Annotated in this window: 12 protein-coding genes, 1 pseudogene and 1 riboswitch; of the genes and pseudogenes, 7 read left to right on the forward strand and 6 right to left on the reverse strand. The window is 44.2% G+C overall.

What is annotated here, in order from left to right:
• Positions 1-262 precede the first annotated feature (262 nt).
• The 3 genes from J2S08_RS12660 (at position 263) to J2S08_RS12670 (ending at position 2,883) form a co-directional block, all read left to right on the forward strand.
• On the forward strand, positions 263-1,078 hold the full coding sequence (locus J2S08_RS12660) for an ATP-binding cassette domain-containing protein (protein WP_307230032.1): 816 nt from the start codon (positions 263-265) through the stop codon (positions 1,076-1,078).
• Positions 1,079-1,082: 4 nt separating this feature from the next.
• Positions 1,083-1,787, forward strand: a complete 705-nt coding sequence (locus J2S08_RS12665) for a hypothetical protein (RefSeq protein ID WP_307230034.1) — start codon at positions 1,083-1,085, stop codon at positions 1,785-1,787.
• Between the two features lie 457 nt (positions 1,788-2,244).
• A complete protein-coding gene (locus J2S08_RS12670; protein WP_307230037.1) occupies positions 2,245-2,883 on the forward strand; it encodes a YdbC family protein in 639 nt (212 codons plus the stop codon).
• 260 nt (positions 2,884-3,143) lie between these two features.
• Here the strand turns inward: J2S08_RS12670 and J2S08_RS12675 are convergent, their stop codons facing one another.
• A complete protein-coding gene (locus J2S08_RS12675; RefSeq protein WP_307230039.1) occupies positions 3,144-3,593 on the reverse strand; it encodes an AraC family transcriptional regulator in 450 nt (149 codons plus the stop codon).
• A 1,036-nt stretch (positions 3,594-4,629) separates the two neighbouring features.
• Positions 4,630-4,737: riboswitch (SAM riboswitch) on the forward strand.
• 112 nt (positions 4,738-4,849) lie between these two features.
• Here J2S08_RS12675 and J2S08_RS12680 point away from each other — a divergent pair.
• The 3 genes from J2S08_RS12680 to J2S08_RS12690 are packed head-to-tail and all read left to right on the forward strand — an operon-like array spanning position 4,850 to position 8,972.
• Positions 4,850-5,971 carry a methionine biosynthesis PLP-dependent protein gene (locus J2S08_RS12680; protein WP_307230041.1) on the forward strand — a complete coding sequence of 374 codons (1,122 nt, stop codon included), beginning with the start codon at positions 4,850-4,852 and terminating at the stop codon, positions 5,969-5,971.
• The gene (gene metC, locus J2S08_RS12685; RefSeq protein WP_307230044.1) at positions 5,968-7,134 is read left to right on the forward strand and encodes a cystathionine beta-lyase; all 1,167 of its coding nucleotides are present in this window, start codon (positions 5,968-5,970) and stop codon (positions 7,132-7,134) included. Before J2S08_RS12680 ends, metC begins: the two co-directional genes overlap by 4 nt.
• On the forward strand, positions 7,131-8,972 hold the full coding sequence (locus J2S08_RS12690; RefSeq protein ID WP_307230046.1) for a bifunctional homocysteine S-methyltransferase/methylenetetrahydrofolate reductase: 1,842 nt from the start codon (positions 7,131-7,133) through the stop codon (positions 8,970-8,972). Before metC ends, J2S08_RS12690 begins: the two co-directional genes overlap by 4 nt.
• 377 nt (positions 8,973-9,349) lie before the next feature.
• Here J2S08_RS12690 and J2S08_RS12695 read toward each other — a convergent pair whose 3' ends face one another.
• Positions 9,350-9,688, reverse strand: coding sequence for a hypothetical protein (locus J2S08_RS12695; RefSeq protein ID WP_307230048.1), 339 nt, complete (start codon positions 9,686-9,688; stop codon positions 9,350-9,352).
• A gap of 221 nt (positions 9,689-9,909) precedes the next feature.
• On the reverse strand, positions 9,910-10,608 hold the full coding sequence (locus tag J2S08_RS12700; RefSeq protein WP_307230050.1) for a hypothetical protein: 699 nt from the start codon (positions 10,606-10,608) through the stop codon (positions 9,910-9,912).
• Between J2S08_RS12700 and J2S08_RS12705 the strand changes: the two genes are divergently transcribed.
• Entirely contained in the window at positions 10,541-13,660 is a 3,120-nt protein-coding gene (locus tag J2S08_RS12705) for a hypothetical protein (protein WP_307230051.1), read from the forward strand. The genes J2S08_RS12700 and J2S08_RS12705 overlap by 68 nt on opposite strands.
• 376 nt (positions 13,661-14,036) lie before the next feature.
• On the opposite strand, the gene J2S08_RS12710 is transcribed toward J2S08_RS12705, so the two are convergent.
• From J2S08_RS12710 to J2S08_RS22560, 3 genes and pseudogenes are all read right to left on the reverse strand, one after another.
• Positions 14,037-14,249: a hypothetical protein gene (locus tag J2S08_RS12710; protein WP_307230053.1), complete on the reverse strand. Its 213-nt coding sequence runs from the start codon at positions 14,247-14,249 to the stop codon at positions 14,037-14,039.
• A 548-nt stretch (positions 14,250-14,797) separates the two neighbouring features.
• A pseudogene (locus tag J2S08_RS22555) lies at positions 14,798-15,019 on the reverse strand (stage II sporulation protein P); the annotation flags it as partial.
• The gene (locus tag J2S08_RS22560; protein WP_370875682.1) at positions 14,998-15,246 is read right to left on the reverse strand and encodes a stage II sporulation protein P; all 249 of its coding nucleotides are present in this window, start codon (positions 15,244-15,246) and stop codon (positions 14,998-15,000) included. The gene J2S08_RS22560 and the pseudogene J2S08_RS22555, both read right to left, overlap by 22 nt.
• Between the last annotated feature and the right edge of the window lie 144 nt (positions 15,247-15,390).

Genomic DNA, 15,390 nt, shown 5'->3' on the forward strand with positions numbered 1-15,390 from the left:
CCTTTTAAAATGATTATCACACATTTCTATATCCTAGTGTAAAAATCCTTCGATAGGAGATATAGCACGACGAACATTTTTAGTGATATTTTTGTAAAATTTCGTTTCTTTATACCATCGTGTTTTCACAGAATCAAAGGCCGGAATCTATGATGATAGCATATTTATGTTTTGCAATCATCATTTATTTGTGTGAATCTTTTTTTAAGAATTGTATGTATAATAAAGCGTAGGAAATAGTTTGATTCAAAGGATGATTAACATGATTGTAAATTTAAAAAGTGTATCTAAGGTTTCCAACGGCTATCCAGTTTTACAGCAAATCAACTTGAAGATAAGTAAGGGCGAAGCAATCGCTATTATCGGACATAACGGCTCTGGGAAGAGCAGTCTCCTGAAGCTGATCGCTGGAATTTATGAGCCGACTAATGGAAACGTGGAAAGAAGGCGAGTAAAGATAGGGTATGTCCCTGAGCATTTTCCAGAGGGTGTCCGCTTCACCATTGAGGAGTATTTGCTGCTTATCGGAAAAATAAGCGGAAAGCAACCTTCTGAATTGAGAAAAAAAATTTCTGATTATGCTGATATCTTCTCTATTTCATCTTACCTGCAAACGCCATTAAGAAGGTGTTCAAAAGGTACAAAACAAAAGGTTGGCATCATTCAGTCACTGCTGCAAGAGCCTTCGTTGCTTTTGTTGGACGAGCCGATAACTGGGCTTGATCAAGCCTCACAGCAGGAATTAGTGAAGATTCTAAGATCCTTTAAAAGAGATAAAACGATTGTTTTTTCAGCCCACGAAAGTGTTTTGGTGGATGAAATAGCAGATCGAATGATAGAAATCGAGAAAGGCCGGATAATTGCAGATTGTGCTGTAGAAAAACAAGAAGAAAAACGCATCATTAAGGCGTTGATTGCAAATAAACAATCACTTAAAGCACTAGAAGGAGCGGAATCCGTTGTATGGGAGGATGATAAGACGGCTATCTTTTCCGTTAAGGCTTCGCAATCGGATCAACTCTTGCAAGCATTGCTGCAAAGGCATTGCTCGATTTTACAAGTTACGGAAAGGAGGTAGGCCTATGACTTCGTTTATCCAATATCAACTATTAAACTATGTCAGATCACTTCGGTTTATTCCAGCATCTACAGTGTTTCTTTGCTGGATTTTCATTTCATATGCTTACAACAACAACCCAATTTTAAGCAGCTATGCTGTATCTAGCATCTCATTATATTTAATCATGACTTGGATCACGATGACCTTGTTTACACTGGAACAAGAAAGTGAAAAACATATGTTATTTACACATTTGGGCAATAAACAAGCTTATTTAGTTGGGAAATGGGCCGCTTGTCTCTGCTTTGCCATTCCACTTTTTTTATTTGCAGAGTTTTACCCAATTTTGACGGGAAACTTTGAGGAAGCAATGTCAGGTACATACTATGTTATCTCATTTTATAGCCATTGGATACTTGGTTTATTTGGTATATTAGTAGGAACCATTTTTTCTGCTACTCGTTTTGCAATGAAACGATATGCTTGGCTGTCAGCCATGCTTGTCCTCATGATTTCATTGGCTTCAGAAAAAATAGCGGACTCGTTTCAGCTGCTAAAATGGCCGTTGCTTTTGTTTCCGCCAGTCCTTCGCATTACGTCGTATCTAGAAGGTGGGGCTAAAACCTTTTTAAGCAGCGAATTTTGGCTGGATACTTCGTTTGTAATTATATACGGTGTTCTTGGTTTCACGGCGGCGACTTTGCTTTTTTTAAGGACGGAACGGTAACTTTTTTATGTGAACAGACACCACCTGCGTTTTATATTTGCAAAGATAAAGAGATACTCTCTTAACATTGGTTTTTAAAAAATTTTGTACTATCTTCATTTGTGGCAGTGGCATGGCTTTTGAACAAAAGGCCAGCCACTTAATTTGAATTTTAAATGAGATATGTACATCACCCAGTTTGATTTGAAAGAGGTATCAAGAAGTATTGATACGTGAGAAATGAAGAAAAATTCACCATAATAGAATAAGAGTATGTTTTTAATAAACTTCTTTAAAACATGCTCTTTAAGTTTGTTATGGATTTAAAATAATGTTTGGTAATTTATAAAAAAGTCTGATCATTTAAATTGTAAAAAAATTTGATAAAAATATCTATTTTAGGGTATTTCTTTGTTTTGTATATAAAAGCAAATTACTGTTTAGATATTGAGAAAAGGAATGAGAAGGAGGATTAGCAATGATTATTAAAAAAATTACGTGCAAAGTAAGGGAAGATCAGAAGGAGAATTTCTCCGAATGTCAAGGTCAATGGCAATCTATTAATTATATCGAGGGGTTTTTGGGGCAAATTGGTGGTTGGGATAATAAGGAGCCACTAACAGCTTGTATCTTTTCGTTTTGGGAAAGTCAAGCGGCTTATCAATTTTTTATGGATGAGACACACGACCAGGTTTTCTTGAATTCCGGACAAGAGCATACCTATACTTCAATCAATGTTGATTTATTACAAGAAAAATTCCGAATTCCTGGATCGGAGCCTGACATAGTATCTGTCCTACGGAAAGCTAACTATGTTCGTACAGCATTTTCACAAGTGAAGAAAACGAGAATCGATCACTTTGTCGAAATGCAAAAGGAGGTATGGAACCCTGGAATGAAAAAAGCTGAAGGTATGCTTGGTGGTGAATTCGCTCGTTCTCAGAAAAACGATCTATACTATCTTGTACTAACAGGATGGGAAAATGAAAATGTCCATGAAAAATATATGGCTATTCACTTCCCGGATTTGATAAAAACTGCAACACCTAAACAAGATGTTGTTGAGCTTACAGGAAATCATTTTATCGTTCAAGAGTCATGGCGTGTTTGTCCATAAAATAATAGCTGAAATGAATATACTCGTTTTAAACTTTGCAGCAAAAGTGGAGCTTTGATTAAGCAAAGATCACAAAAATTATCAAACCTGGATGATTCAAATGATTATAGAAAATCGTGTTTTGATCAATCTTTTTTCAAAACACGATTTTCTATTTGCTTTTTTTTAGGTTATGAAGATAATTTAATCAAACTTTATTTGAAGGCTACATTTGTACGCTGTTAATAATTTTTTGATGTTCTACAGCAACAACCGTTAAGTCATGATTTTATGGGCACGCAGATTTCACAATAAGGATTGTTAATCATATCACCAGTGTATTTTTCCAAAATAGGTTTATTATCAATTTGATATCCATTACTTTGTAGAGATGGAAAAATATCAACATATGCTTTTTGAATATCTTCTGCCGTATGTTTGACCTCGTAAATAAGGTATTTTCCGCCAGAGAGTTCACCTTCATAAATTGAATCATCCATTTGATAATCCTTTGAAATCACAATACAAGCATCAAATCTACAATTTTCAGGCAGTGTTGTCTTAGGGTTATCTTGTGGAATTGCAAATAGAATTGCCGATTTAAGAAGATTTCTCTCCTTAGCCCATTTTTTTAACTTCTCCATTACTTTAAAATTTGCATTACCATAAGGACCAACTCTTCGTACATAAGCGATGCGATAGTTTGGGAGAGTTTCGACTCTAAACTTCATAGATTCTCTCTTCCTTTCTTCATTTGTATTTATTTGTTATATTTCGAATGTTATCATAATATAAAATTAGAATCATTCTAATTTTTAAAATTTATTGTTCGGAAAATCACCAATTTGTGAACGCTTAGTAATAGTTTTCTATCTTTTTATCACAAAAGTTAAGTATTCTTTCTATATATTATTCGAATGACAACTTAGTAGGACCAACGAACGTTTTTTCATTTCCTAAGCTACTTCTAGGTCTATAGCATGTTCCTGTTCAATAACCACAATTTCCTGAAAAACTAGACTTTATCTCTTACTTTATTTGCAAGTACTTTCTCAGGTATTGCAAATGCACAAGAAATTAAAAAACAAGAAGAAAAAGAAATAAAAGAAATTGCTGAACAACTAGAATTTATTTTTGAAAAAGCTGCAATAAAAGATACAAATGGGAAATTAATAGGTTTAGATATTAAAATGATCGAAGAAAAATACGGTCCAAGTCCAGAATTAGATCATTTAAAACAAGAATTTATCCCACATCTAACTGGCAAGTCAAGACCTCACCTCAAAAGTAAGAAGAATCAGAAGTGCTAGGTAGGAATAACTGAAAGTCAAATGTCCGATTGATTCGGATTGACAGAATTAAGGAAGTTTCTTGAATCAGCATTACACGATGAAAAAGAGATTTCCTCTTTCGATGACTCCAGCGATCTTAGCCTTGTTTTACTTCTTATCAATAGAGGTAAGAAAAAAAACCACTCATGGAAGTTTTACTTAATTCCCTTTTATTTCTAATTGATAACTTCATTTTTTGCAGTATTTTTAAAAGGCCTCAGAAGATTAAATTAGAAGATATCATGATCAAATTAGAGGATGAATAGAAACTGATGAAGGACCGCTTTTTAATATGCAGTTCTTTGATGTTAAGATTATTCATAACCCTTTTCAGTTATTAGTTTTTGTTAAAGGCTTGCATAAATTTCTGAAAAATAACTATTGCCAAAAAACAGAAGATAGTGTAATGTAATACAAAATAAATAATTTGATGCATTTCTTATCAAGAGAGGTAGAGGGACTGGCCCGATGATACCTCAGCAACCGCCATTTTTCTGGCAAGGTGCTAATTCCAGCAAGTTGGAAACGACTTGGAAGATAAGGAGAACACTTAGCATATTAAGAGTCTTCTTCTTATCGGGGAAGGCTCTTTTTGATTTTTTGATAGCATGTCATAGCCTTCCCCAGCCAAAAATGTTGAAAATGGGAGGAGAACAATGGGGAAATTTCAAACGGAAACATATCTTGCACAGATTGGAAATCGTACAGATCAACAGGCAGGTGCAATTAATACACCGGTTTATTTTTCAACTGCCTTTCGCCATCAGGAAATCGGCTTAGCTAAAGGGTATGACTATACGAGAACCGGAAATCCGACGCGGCATGTATTGGAAGCAGCAGTTGCTGGGCTTGAGCTTGGCCATCAAGCTTTTGCTTGCAGCTCTGGCATGAGTGCTGTTCAATTGGTTTTTTCGTTGTTTAAAGAAGGGGATCACATCATTGCATCAAGCGATTTATATGGCGGCTCTTATCGATTATTTGAATTACTTTCTTTTAAATATAGTTTGACTTTTAGCTATTGGGATGGAGAGGACGTAGAAGCATTACGGTCATTGCTTCGACGAGAAACGAAGGCAGTGTTTATTGAGACGCCAACAAATCCGCTTATGCAGCAAACGGATTTGTCTAAAGTAGCTGAAATCACGAAGCAATATCACCTTCTATTTATTGTCGATAACACTTTTTATACACCATTCTTACAGCGTCCTATTGAAGAAGGAGCAGATATTGTCATTCATAGTGCAACGAAATATTTAGGTGGACACAATGATGTGTTAGCGGGCTTGGTGATTGCAAAAGGAGAACAAATAAGTGCAGATTTATCACTTCTGCACAATGCAATCGGCGCTGTATTGTCGCCATTTGATTGTTGGCTGTTAATGAGAGGAATAAAAACATTGGCATTAAGGATGAAAAAACATGAGGAGAATGCGAAAGCCGTACTCGCATTTTTACAGTCGCATCCACTTGTCAGCGAGGTGTTATATCCAGGAAGAGGCGGTATGATTAGCTTTCGGATTGCAAAAGAACGGATGGTTGCACCGTTTCTAAAGGCATTAAAATTATTTACGTTTGCGGAAAGTTTAGGCGGCGTTGAAAGCTTGATTACATATCCAGCCACGCAAACACATGCTGATATTCCCGAAGAGATCCGTAATGAATATGGATTATGCAATCGCCTTATTCGCATTTCCGTTGGCATTGAGCATGCGGAAGATTTAATTGCCGATCTTGCCCAAGCTTTTCACATCATTAAGAAAAGAGGTGCCAAATCATGAACCACTCTGTGCAAACAAAAGTGATTCAAGCATCAACCTGTATCGATCCACATACAGGAGCAGTCAATGTCCCATTGTATCTTTCTTCTACATTTCACCAATTTGATGTAGACCAGTTTGGAAAATATGATTATAGCCGCTCAGGAAATCCAACGAGAGAGGCGTTGGAAACAGCAATCGCTGAGCTGGAAGGAGGGGTTGGCGGGTTTGCATTTTCTTCAGGGATGGCAGCGATCTCCACTGCATTTATGCTGTTATCACAGCATGATCACGTTTTAATTTCCGAGGATGTCTATGGGGGAACTTATAGAATTGTTTCGCAAGTATTAACTCGTTTTGGCATCGAGCATAGTTTTGTCGATACGACAGATTTGGAAAAAGTGGCCTCTTCCATTAGAGCGAATACGAAAGTGATTTATATTGAAACACCTTCTAATCCTACTTTGAACATTACCGATATACAAGAAGTGTCAAAAATCGCAAAAGCGAATGGCTGTTGGACTTTTGTTGATAATACGTTTATGACTCCGGTTTTACAGCGTCCATTAGCACTTGGCGCCGATTTAGTGCTTCATAGTGCAACAAAATTTATTGCTGGCACAAGTGATGTTATCGCTGGACTTGCTGTCGCAGGTCATGATGCAATCGCGGAACAGCTTGGTTTTCTCCAAAATGCATTTGGCGGAATATTAGGTGTTCAAGATGCTTGGCTAGTGCTAAGAGGATTGAAAACATTGCATGTCAGAATGAAAGAGTCGTCGCAAGCTGCTGCTAACATTTCGGTATTTCTTCAAGAGCATGCAAAGGTAAAGCGCGTTTACTATCCAGGATTGTCAGATCATCCGGGCGCTTTCATTCATCACGATCAATCTTGTTCTGCTGGTGCTGTCCTTTCTTTTGAGCTGGCAGACGAACAGGCGGTCCATCGCTTCGTAAGCAACATACGGCTTCCCGTCTTTGCTGTCAGCCTTGGAGCGGTCGAATCTATCTTATCGTATCCTGCTAAAATGTCACACGCAGCGCTTGGAAAAAAAGAACGGGAAAGGCGTGGTATAACAGATGGACTGTTAAGACTTTCTGTTGGTTTGGAACATCCAGATGATCTCATTCAAGATTTGGAGGCTGCATTGAACATGATCACAGAAGGGAGCGGCAAACATTGAGTTTAAAGAAATCGTTGAAGAATCGTATTCTAATTGGCGATGGTGCAATGGGAACGCTTCTCTATTCTTACGGCATTGATCGCTGCTTTGAAGAATTAAATGTTACCCATCCCGATGAAGTGCTCTATGTTCACCAAGCTTATTTACAAGCGGGGGCGAATATCATTCAAACAAATACGTATGGTGCGAATTACTTAAAGCTTTCTCGCTATGGATTAGAAGAAGATGTAAAAAAAATCAACACTGCAGCAGTAAGGATTGCAAAAAAGGCGGCGAAAGAAGACACATATGTGATTGGCACAATAGGCGGCATTCATGGAGCTAGAGCGCCGATGACAACGTTAGAGGAAATAAAGCGCAGCTTTCGCGAGCAGCTATATTGCTTATTATTGGAGGGGATTGATGGGTTGCTCTTAGAAACCTATTATGATCTAGAGGAGCTTTCAGCTGTTTTGACAATTGCCCGTAAGGAGACGGAGCTGCCGATCATCACCCATTTGTCGATGCATGAAGCTGGAGTGTTGCAGAGCGGTCTTTCACTTGCCCGTGGTTTACAGCAATTAGAAGATTTAGGAGCAGATGTAGTTGGTATTAACTGTCGGTTAGGACCTTATCATATGATTAAATCGTTAGAAACGATTCCACTTCCGAAGCATGCCTATTTATCAGCTTATCCGAATGCAAGCTTGCCAGAGTATCGCGATGGGAAATTGGTGTACCAAACAGAAACAGAATATTTCAAAAAATATGCAAAATCTTTTCGAGACCAAGGCGTTAGATTAATTGGCGGCTGCTGTGGAACGACACCAGAACATATTCGTGCATTAGTAGAAGGGATAAAAGGGCTGAAACCATTGCAGGAGAAAGCGGCAGCGAAAACAAAAGAAACAATTGAAATAAATGATAATGGCGATAAACAGCGCACACCTTTATTCGAAAAAGCAAAGGATGAATACACCGTCATTGTTGAACTTGATGCACCGAAACATTTGGAGACAGCACCTTATTTTGAAGGGGCAAAAGCATTAAAAGCAGCAGGGGTTGATGCAATAACACTGGCAGATAATTCGTTGGCAACACCTAGAATCAGCAATGTTGTGATGGCATCTCTTTTACAGCAAAAAGTCGAGATCCCTGCCCTGGTTCATTTGACGTGCCGGGATCGCAATTTAATTGGTTTGCAGTCTCATTTAATGGGGCTTCATACGCTGGGAATGCATGAAATACTTGCTATAACGGGAGACCCTACTAAAATTGGCGATTTTCCAGGAGCGACTTCTGTATTTGACGTCACTTCATTTGAACTCATTCAACTTATTAAGCAATTCAACGAAGGAATATCTTTTTCCGGAAAATCATTAAAACGCCGAACTGCCTTTCACGTTGCTGGTGCTTTTAATCCGAATGTTCACAACCTGGACAAAGCAGTGAAAAGATTAGAGAAGAAGATACGTTATGGTGCAGATTATTTTATTACCCAGCCCGTCTACGAACCAGAAAAAATAGTTGCGATTAAGAAAGCGACGGCACATCTTAAAACACCGATTTTTATCGGGGTCATGCCGCTTACTTCTACAGAAAATGCAGAGTTTTTGCACCATGAAGTCCCTGGCATTCGCCTTACAGATGAAGTGCGAAAAAGAATGGCAAATGTAGCAAAGGATCGGAAAAAGTCTGCTCTAGAAGGAATCAAGATTGCTAAAGAACTCATTGACACAGCTATGGAACATTTCAACGGCATTTATTTAATTACGCCATTTTTACGCTATGAATTAACGGTTGAGCTTGTCCGCTATATGAAAGAGAAGGCGAAACGGAGACAGGTAAGTTTAGCTTAAAAGTGGGAAAAGACATTTTTCAATCAGGTGGGTCATCCCCATCTGAAAACCTCGGCTAGGCCTAGGGTTCCGAAAAGCTTCTAGTGAGGTATTAAAAAAACTCTTCCGGGGTGCTAAAATATCTTCTTTTGAATATTTACTTCGATCCATAAAAATACTCCACTTAGATAAAAAGATTTTTATTTTTTAATCTGTCTACCTAATGGGGAGCATATCATGCTACTAGTATTGCGGCAATAGAGGGGTTTTTTTAGGAAAAAGGTTTTTTATAAACATTATTGCACCGAAATACTTTTAGCATTATAAAGATAAAGGAAGCTGACCCAAATGGACACGAAAAGTATCCTTTTGGCGTCAGCCCCGATGGCTCAGGATTTTTATTTAATGTGAATATTTACCGCTTTACTTTTGTTGTTTCTGGAAATCTTAATTCCTGAGCCGCCCGTTTTTTGAATAATCTCAAAAACAACTTTTTTCCCTACACTCGACACATCTATTTTATATTCTTTTTCTGCTCCAGGCTCCAAGGTATCTGTATGTGTAAGTTGGTTATCTACATAAACGGGTAATAATTCTTTTGTTGGTGAATCACTATCGTATACATTCATGTTGAATTTACGACTATTGTTTTCGTTCATGTTTTTAACTTTCACATATAGGTTGTTATTATTTTTCTTCTTAGGGATGGTACAGCGTGAGACGTTTGTTTTTGACATACGATCTCCTCCCAAAACTTTGTATTATTCTTTTTTAAGGGAATTAATAGCATCAATAAGCGCTTTACGGTTATTATTTTCTCCTTGTAATAATCCATTAAGTGTATTAGATAGACTTGAGATCATTTTCTCTATATTGTCTGAATTATTGTTTCCTTGTAAAGCCTGCAACATTGTAAGTGTGGATAGAGATATAGCGATTGCTGAACCAACATTATCGCTTACATTGATGACGGTATTGTTGCCATTTGTAAAGGTATTTCCACCAGCACTTGCCTCAGCTTTTGAATCAGAGTCGGCATCCGCGTCGGCATCAGCGTCAGCATCCGCGTCGGCATCCGCGTCAGCATCCGCGTCGGCATCCGCGTCAGCATCCGCGTCGGCATCCGCGTCAGCATCCGCGTCGGCATCCGCGTCGGCATCCGCGTCAGCATCCGCGTCGGCATCTGCGTCAGCATCCGCGTCGGCATCTGCATCGGCTTTTGCATCCGCATCCGCGTCAGCATCTGCGTCAGCATCTGCGTCGGCATCCGCGTCCGCATCCGCGTCGGCGTCGGCATCCGCGTCAGCATCCGCATCTGCATCCGCATCCGCATCCGCGTCGGCATCCGCATCTGCGTCGGCGTCCGCGTCAGCATCCGCATCTGCATCCGCATCCGCATCTGCATCTGCATCCGCGTCCGCGTCGGCGTCCGCGTCGGCATCTGCGTCCGCGTCAGCATCCGCATCTGCATCCGCGTCCGCGTCGGCGTCCGCGTCGGCATCTGCGTCCGCGTCAGCATCCGCATCTGCATCCGCATCCGCATCTGCGTCAGCATCCGCATCCGCGTCGGCATCCGCATCCGCATCAGCGTGAGCGTCGGCATCCGCATCCGCGTCAGCATCCGCATCGGCATCAGCATCCGCGTCAGCGTCGGCATCCGCGTCGGCATCCGCATCCGCGTCAGCATCCGCATCGGCATCCGCATCTGCGTCAGCGTCGGCATCCGCGTCGGCATCCGCATCCGCGTCAGCATCCGCATCGGCATCAGCATCCGCGTCAGCGTCGGCATCCGCGTCGGCATCCGCATCTGCGTCAGCGTCGGCATCCGCGTCGGCATCCGCATCCGCGTCAGCATCCGCGTCAGCGTCGGCATCCGCGTCGGCATCAGCATCCGCGTCAGCATCCGCGTCAGCATCCGCATCCGCGTCGGCATCCGCGTCCGAATCCGCATCCGCGTCAGCATCCGCATCCGCATCAGCGTCGGCATCCGCGTCGGCATCAGCATCCGCGTCAGCATCCGCATCGGCATCCGCATCTGCGTCAGCGTCGGCATCCGCGTCGGCATCAGCATCCGCGTCAGCGTCGGCATCCGCGTCGGCATCCGCATCCGCGTCAGCATCCGCATCGGCATCAGCATCCGCGTCGGCATCCGCGTCAGCATCCGCATCCGCGTCAGCATCCGCGTCAGCATCCGCGTCAGCATCCGCGTCGGCATCCGCGTCGGCATCCGCGTCGGCATCCGCGTCGGCATCCGCATCTGCATCCGCGTCGGCGTCGGCATCCGCATCCGCGTCAGCATCCGCATCCGCGTCGGCATCCGCGTCCGCATCCGCATCCGCGTCAGCATCCGCATCCGCGTCGGCATCCGCGTCAGCATCCGCATCCGCGTCAGCATCCGCATCCGCGTCAGCATCCGCGTCCGCATCCGCGTCGGCATCCGCGTCAGCATCTGCATCCGCGTCGGCATCCGCGTCGGCATCCGCATCCGCGTCAGCATCTGCATCCGCGTCGGCATCCGCATCCGCGTCCGCATCCGCATCCGCGTCAGCATCTGCATCCGCATCCGCGTCAGCATCCGCATCCGCGTCAGCATCTGCATCCGCGTCGGCATCCGCGTCAGCATCCGCATCCGCGTCAGCATCCGCATCTGCGTCAGCATCCGCATCCGCATCCGCATCCGCATCCGCATCCGCGTCGGCATCCGCATCCGCGTCTGCGTCAGCATCCGCGTCGGCGTCGGCATCCGCGTCAGCATCCGCGTCCGCGTCAGCATCCGCATCCGCGTCCGCATCTGCGTCAGCATCCGCATCCGCATCCGCATCCGCGTCGGCATCCGCATCAGCGTCTGCGTCAGCATCCGCGTCGGCGTCGGCATCCGCATCCGCGTCAGCATCTGCATCCGCATCCGCATCCGCATCCGCGTCCGCGTCAGCATCTGCATCCGCATCCGCATCCGCATCAGCGTCCGCGTCAGCATCTGCATCCGCATCCGCGTCGGCATCCGCATCCGCGTCAGCATCTGCATCCGCGTCGGCATCCGCATCCGCGTCAGCATCCGCATCTGCGTCAGCATCCGCGTCGGCATCTGCATCCGCGTCAGCATCTGCGTCAGCATCCGCGTCGGCGTCGGCATCTGCGTCGGCATCCGCGTCAGCATCCGCGTCGGCGTCGGCATCTGCGTCAGCATCCGCATCCGCGTCGGCATCTGCGTCGGCGTCGGCATCCGCATCTGCATCCGCATCCGCGTCGGCATCTGCGTCGGCATCCGCATCTGCGTCGGCATCCGCATCTGCGTCGGCGTCGGCATCTGCATCCGCGTCGGCGTCGGCATCCGCATCTGCGTCGGCATCCGCATCCGCGTCAGCATCCGCGTCGGCATCTGCGTCGGCATCTGCGTCGGCATCTGCGTCGGCGTCGGCATCCGCGTCGGCATCAGCGTCCGCGTCGGCATCCGCATCCGCGTCAGCATCCGCATCTGCGTCGGCGTCGGCATCTGCATCCGCGTCAGCATCTGCGTCAGCATCCGCGTCGGCATCCGCGTCGGCATCCGCGTCAGCATCCGCGTCGGCATCCGCGTCGGCATCCGCGTCGGCATCCGCGTCGGCATCTGCATCCGCATCCGCGTCGGCGTCGGCATCCGCGTCGGCATCCGCATCCGCATTCGCATCTGCGTCGGCATCTGCGTTCGCATCCGCGTCAGCATTAGCGTCCGCGTCGGCATCCGCGTCAGCATTAGCATCCGCGTCGGCATCCGCGTCGGCGTCCGCGTCAGCATCTGCATCCGCGTCGGCATCTGCGTCGGCATCCGCATCTGCATCCGCGTCGGCGTCCGCGTCGGCATCCGCATCTGCATCCGCGTCGGCATCTGCGTCCGCATCCGCATCTGCGTCGGCATCTGCATCCGCGTCAGCATCTGCATCCGCGTCGGCATCCGCATCTGCATCTGCGTCAGCATCTGCATCCGCGTCGGCATCCGCATCTGCGTCGGCATCTGCATCCGCGTCCGCATCTGCGTCGGCATCCGCATCCGCATCTGCGTCAGCATCTGCGTCGGCATCCGCATCTGCGTCGGCATCTGCATCCGCGTCAGCGTCGGCATCCGCATCCGCATCCGCATCTGCGTCAGCATCTGCGTCGGCATCCGCGTCGGCATCCGCATCTGCATCTGCGTCCGCATCCGCATCTGCGTCGGCATCTGCATCCGCGTCAGCATCTGCATCCGCATCTGCATCTGCATCTGCGTCCGCATCTGCGTCGGCATCCGCGTCCGCGTCCGCATCCGCGTCGGCATCCGCATCTGCGTCCGCATCCGCATCCGCATCTGCGTCGGCATCCGCATCCGCATCCGCGTCAGCATCTGCGTCGGCATCCGCATCTGCATCTGCGTCCGCATCCGCATCTGCGTCGGCATCTGCATCCGCGTCAGCATCTGCATCCGCATCCGCATCTGCATCTGCATCTGCGTCCGCATCTGCGTCCGCATCTGCGTCAGCGTCGGCATCCGCGTCAGCGTCAGCATCCGCGTCGGCATCCGCATCTGCATCCGCATCCGCATCTGCGTCGGCATCTGCGTCGGCATCTGCGTCAGCATCCGCGTCGGCATCCGCATCCGCATTCGCATCTGCGTCGGCATCTGCGTTCGCATCCGCGTCAGCATTAGCGTCGGCATCCGCATTGGCATCCGCGTCGGCTTTTGCTTGAACATCTAGGTTTATCTCTGGATATTCTGTTGGATCTGAAGTGAGGCCGTATAAATAATCATCATCATCATATAAGTCTTCCTCATTTAGAAAGTCTATTAGTTTTTTCCTTCTTTTCTTCCTTCTTTTTTTATTTTCCTTATTTTCTTTACTTTCTTTGTCCAAAATGAATCCCTCCTTTGCGTACTACTTTTATAATATTAAGAGATGCCATTGCTTGTTCGGGCGGTTCATCAAAAAAAAGCGGAATTTTAACAAACGTATCTTGCTATTATTAACAACTTGCATAGCTGAAAATTAGAAAAAAATTGCCTTGCTCCACTTTTGGAACAAGGCATTTTTTTATTTAACGATCATTCATTAATCTATTTTCCGAAGTCGCCCACTAGTTATTATCTAAATCCTCATCGTCTCCCTTTTGCTTCAATGCTAAAGCTTCAGCATCCCTTTTTTCTTTCAAAGCCTGAGCCTCAGCATCTCTTTTTTCTTTCTTAGCCTGAGCCTCAGCATCTCTTTTTTCTTTCTTAGCCAAAGTCTCAGCCTTTCTTTCCTTCTTCTTATCAATTACATTGTTTTTGTCCTGAGAATCTTTTGTCATATGAAAATCACTCCTTTTTTATTAATCTAAAATCAATATATGTAAGATGAATAAGAAGTGCCTCTGTTTTTGTAATTTAGGCAAAAATCTATTCTGAATTGACGTTTTTTCTTTTTTGCTTATACCCAACAGATGTGTAACCGTCAAATGGTGAAAGACACAATTTGGGGCTTTTGTTATATCCTCATCACTAATATTTAAAACAGCTTATGATGTCGGATACTTTGACAAAAATGAAGGGACACCTTAGAAAATAAATCGCCGAAAATCCCTCGGTATTCTGAAAAGACCTGTTCCAGAGTGGCTTGAAACTGAAGTTTCAGCTGCACATATATCTCGGTCGGTTGAGGGGATTACACAAAGCAAGTGAGCAAGTATTACTCACTTCAGCGTGCCAGAACATGAAAAATATTGCCATACACTTAGCAAAGCTTACCACTAAGTGTATGGGTGCCTTTTTCTCATTAAAAAAACTTCATACAACAAAAGTTACAGAATTATCCATATTTATTTTCTCTGTAACTTTTTTGTTATTTTTTCTTTATTGTCTATTTATTATTGTATTGATTACAACCGCAAGCATTTCTATCGTTCTGGTAATTTCTTTTTGTGTATTTTTTGGGGCCGCCAATATTTATTACAACGACATGAGGATGAAGGTCTTGATTGTAATAGTATTCGTCTTTAACTTCATTATTCATTAATATCCCTTTGGAAACCTCAGGATACATTTCTTGAAATGTCTCACTTAGTTGTTGAGTAAAATGAAGATTCTGATCTTTATAGAGATAAAAAGAATTCTCGCCACATTTTTTCCTTCTACTTTAGCAGTAGTTTTATCTTTTGGCATAAAAGAAGGTTCCTGTTGAATGTCGAGGAACATATGAGCATCAACGTTGTTTTTTACGGCATCAGCAATTTTTTCTCTAGACATGTTCACCATTTTATCATTAGTTAAGTTGGCATCATTCTTCATCTCCACAATATCTAGTTTCATTACATGAATGTTTTTTTTTATGCAGTTTTTCAGTTATATTCTTGCTAATACTACCAAAACTAAAAACACTTGTGAAAATAAAACAACACAGACAATTTTTTGGCTTGATTAAGTCTGTAACCATTTCTAAAACACCTACAAATA

The sequence above is a fragment of the Bacillus chungangensis genome (genome assembly GCF_030812995.1).
GTDB lineage: Bacteria > Bacillota > Bacilli > Bacillales > Bacillaceae_C > Bacillus_CF > Bacillus_CF chungangensis.

What these genes read in the sequence shown, in the direction of transcription:
- J2S08_RS12660 (WP_307230032.1), top strand. Translation starts at nt 263, where the DNA reads ATGATTGTAAATTTAAAAAGTGTATCTAAGGTTTCCAACGGCTATCCA.
- J2S08_RS12665 (WP_307230034.1), top strand. Translation starts at nt 1,083, where the DNA reads ATGACTTCGTTTATCCAATATCAACTATTAAACTATGTCAGATCACTT.
- J2S08_RS12670 (WP_307230037.1), top strand. Translation starts at nt 2,245, where the DNA reads ATGATTATTAAAAAAATTACGTGCAAAGTAAGGGAAGATCAGAAGGAG.
- J2S08_RS12675 (WP_307230039.1), bottom strand. Translation starts at nt 3,593, where the DNA reads ATGAAGTTTAGAGTCGAAACTCTCCCAAACTATCGCATCGCTTATGTA.
- J2S08_RS12680 (WP_307230041.1), top strand. Translation starts at nt 4,850, where the DNA reads ATGGGGAAATTTCAAACGGAAACATATCTTGCACAGATTGGAAATCGT.
- metC (WP_307230044.1), top strand. Translation starts at nt 5,968, where the DNA reads ATGAACCACTCTGTGCAAACAAAAGTGATTCAAGCATCAACCTGTATC.
- J2S08_RS12695 (WP_307230048.1), bottom strand. Translation starts at nt 9,688, where the DNA reads ATGTCAAAAACAAACGTCTCACGCTGTACCATCCCTAAGAAGAAAAAT.
- J2S08_RS12700 (WP_307230050.1), bottom strand. Translation starts at nt 10,608, where the DNA reads ATGCCGACGCTGACGCGGATGCTGATGCCGATGCGGATGCTGACGCGG.
- J2S08_RS12710 (WP_307230053.1), bottom strand. Translation starts at nt 14,249, where the DNA reads ATGACAAAAGATTCTCAGGACAAAAACAATGTAATTGATAAGAAGAAG.
- J2S08_RS22560 (WP_370875682.1), bottom strand. Translation starts at nt 15,246, where the DNA reads ATGAAACTAGATATTGTGGAGATGAAGAATGATGCCAACTTAACTAAT.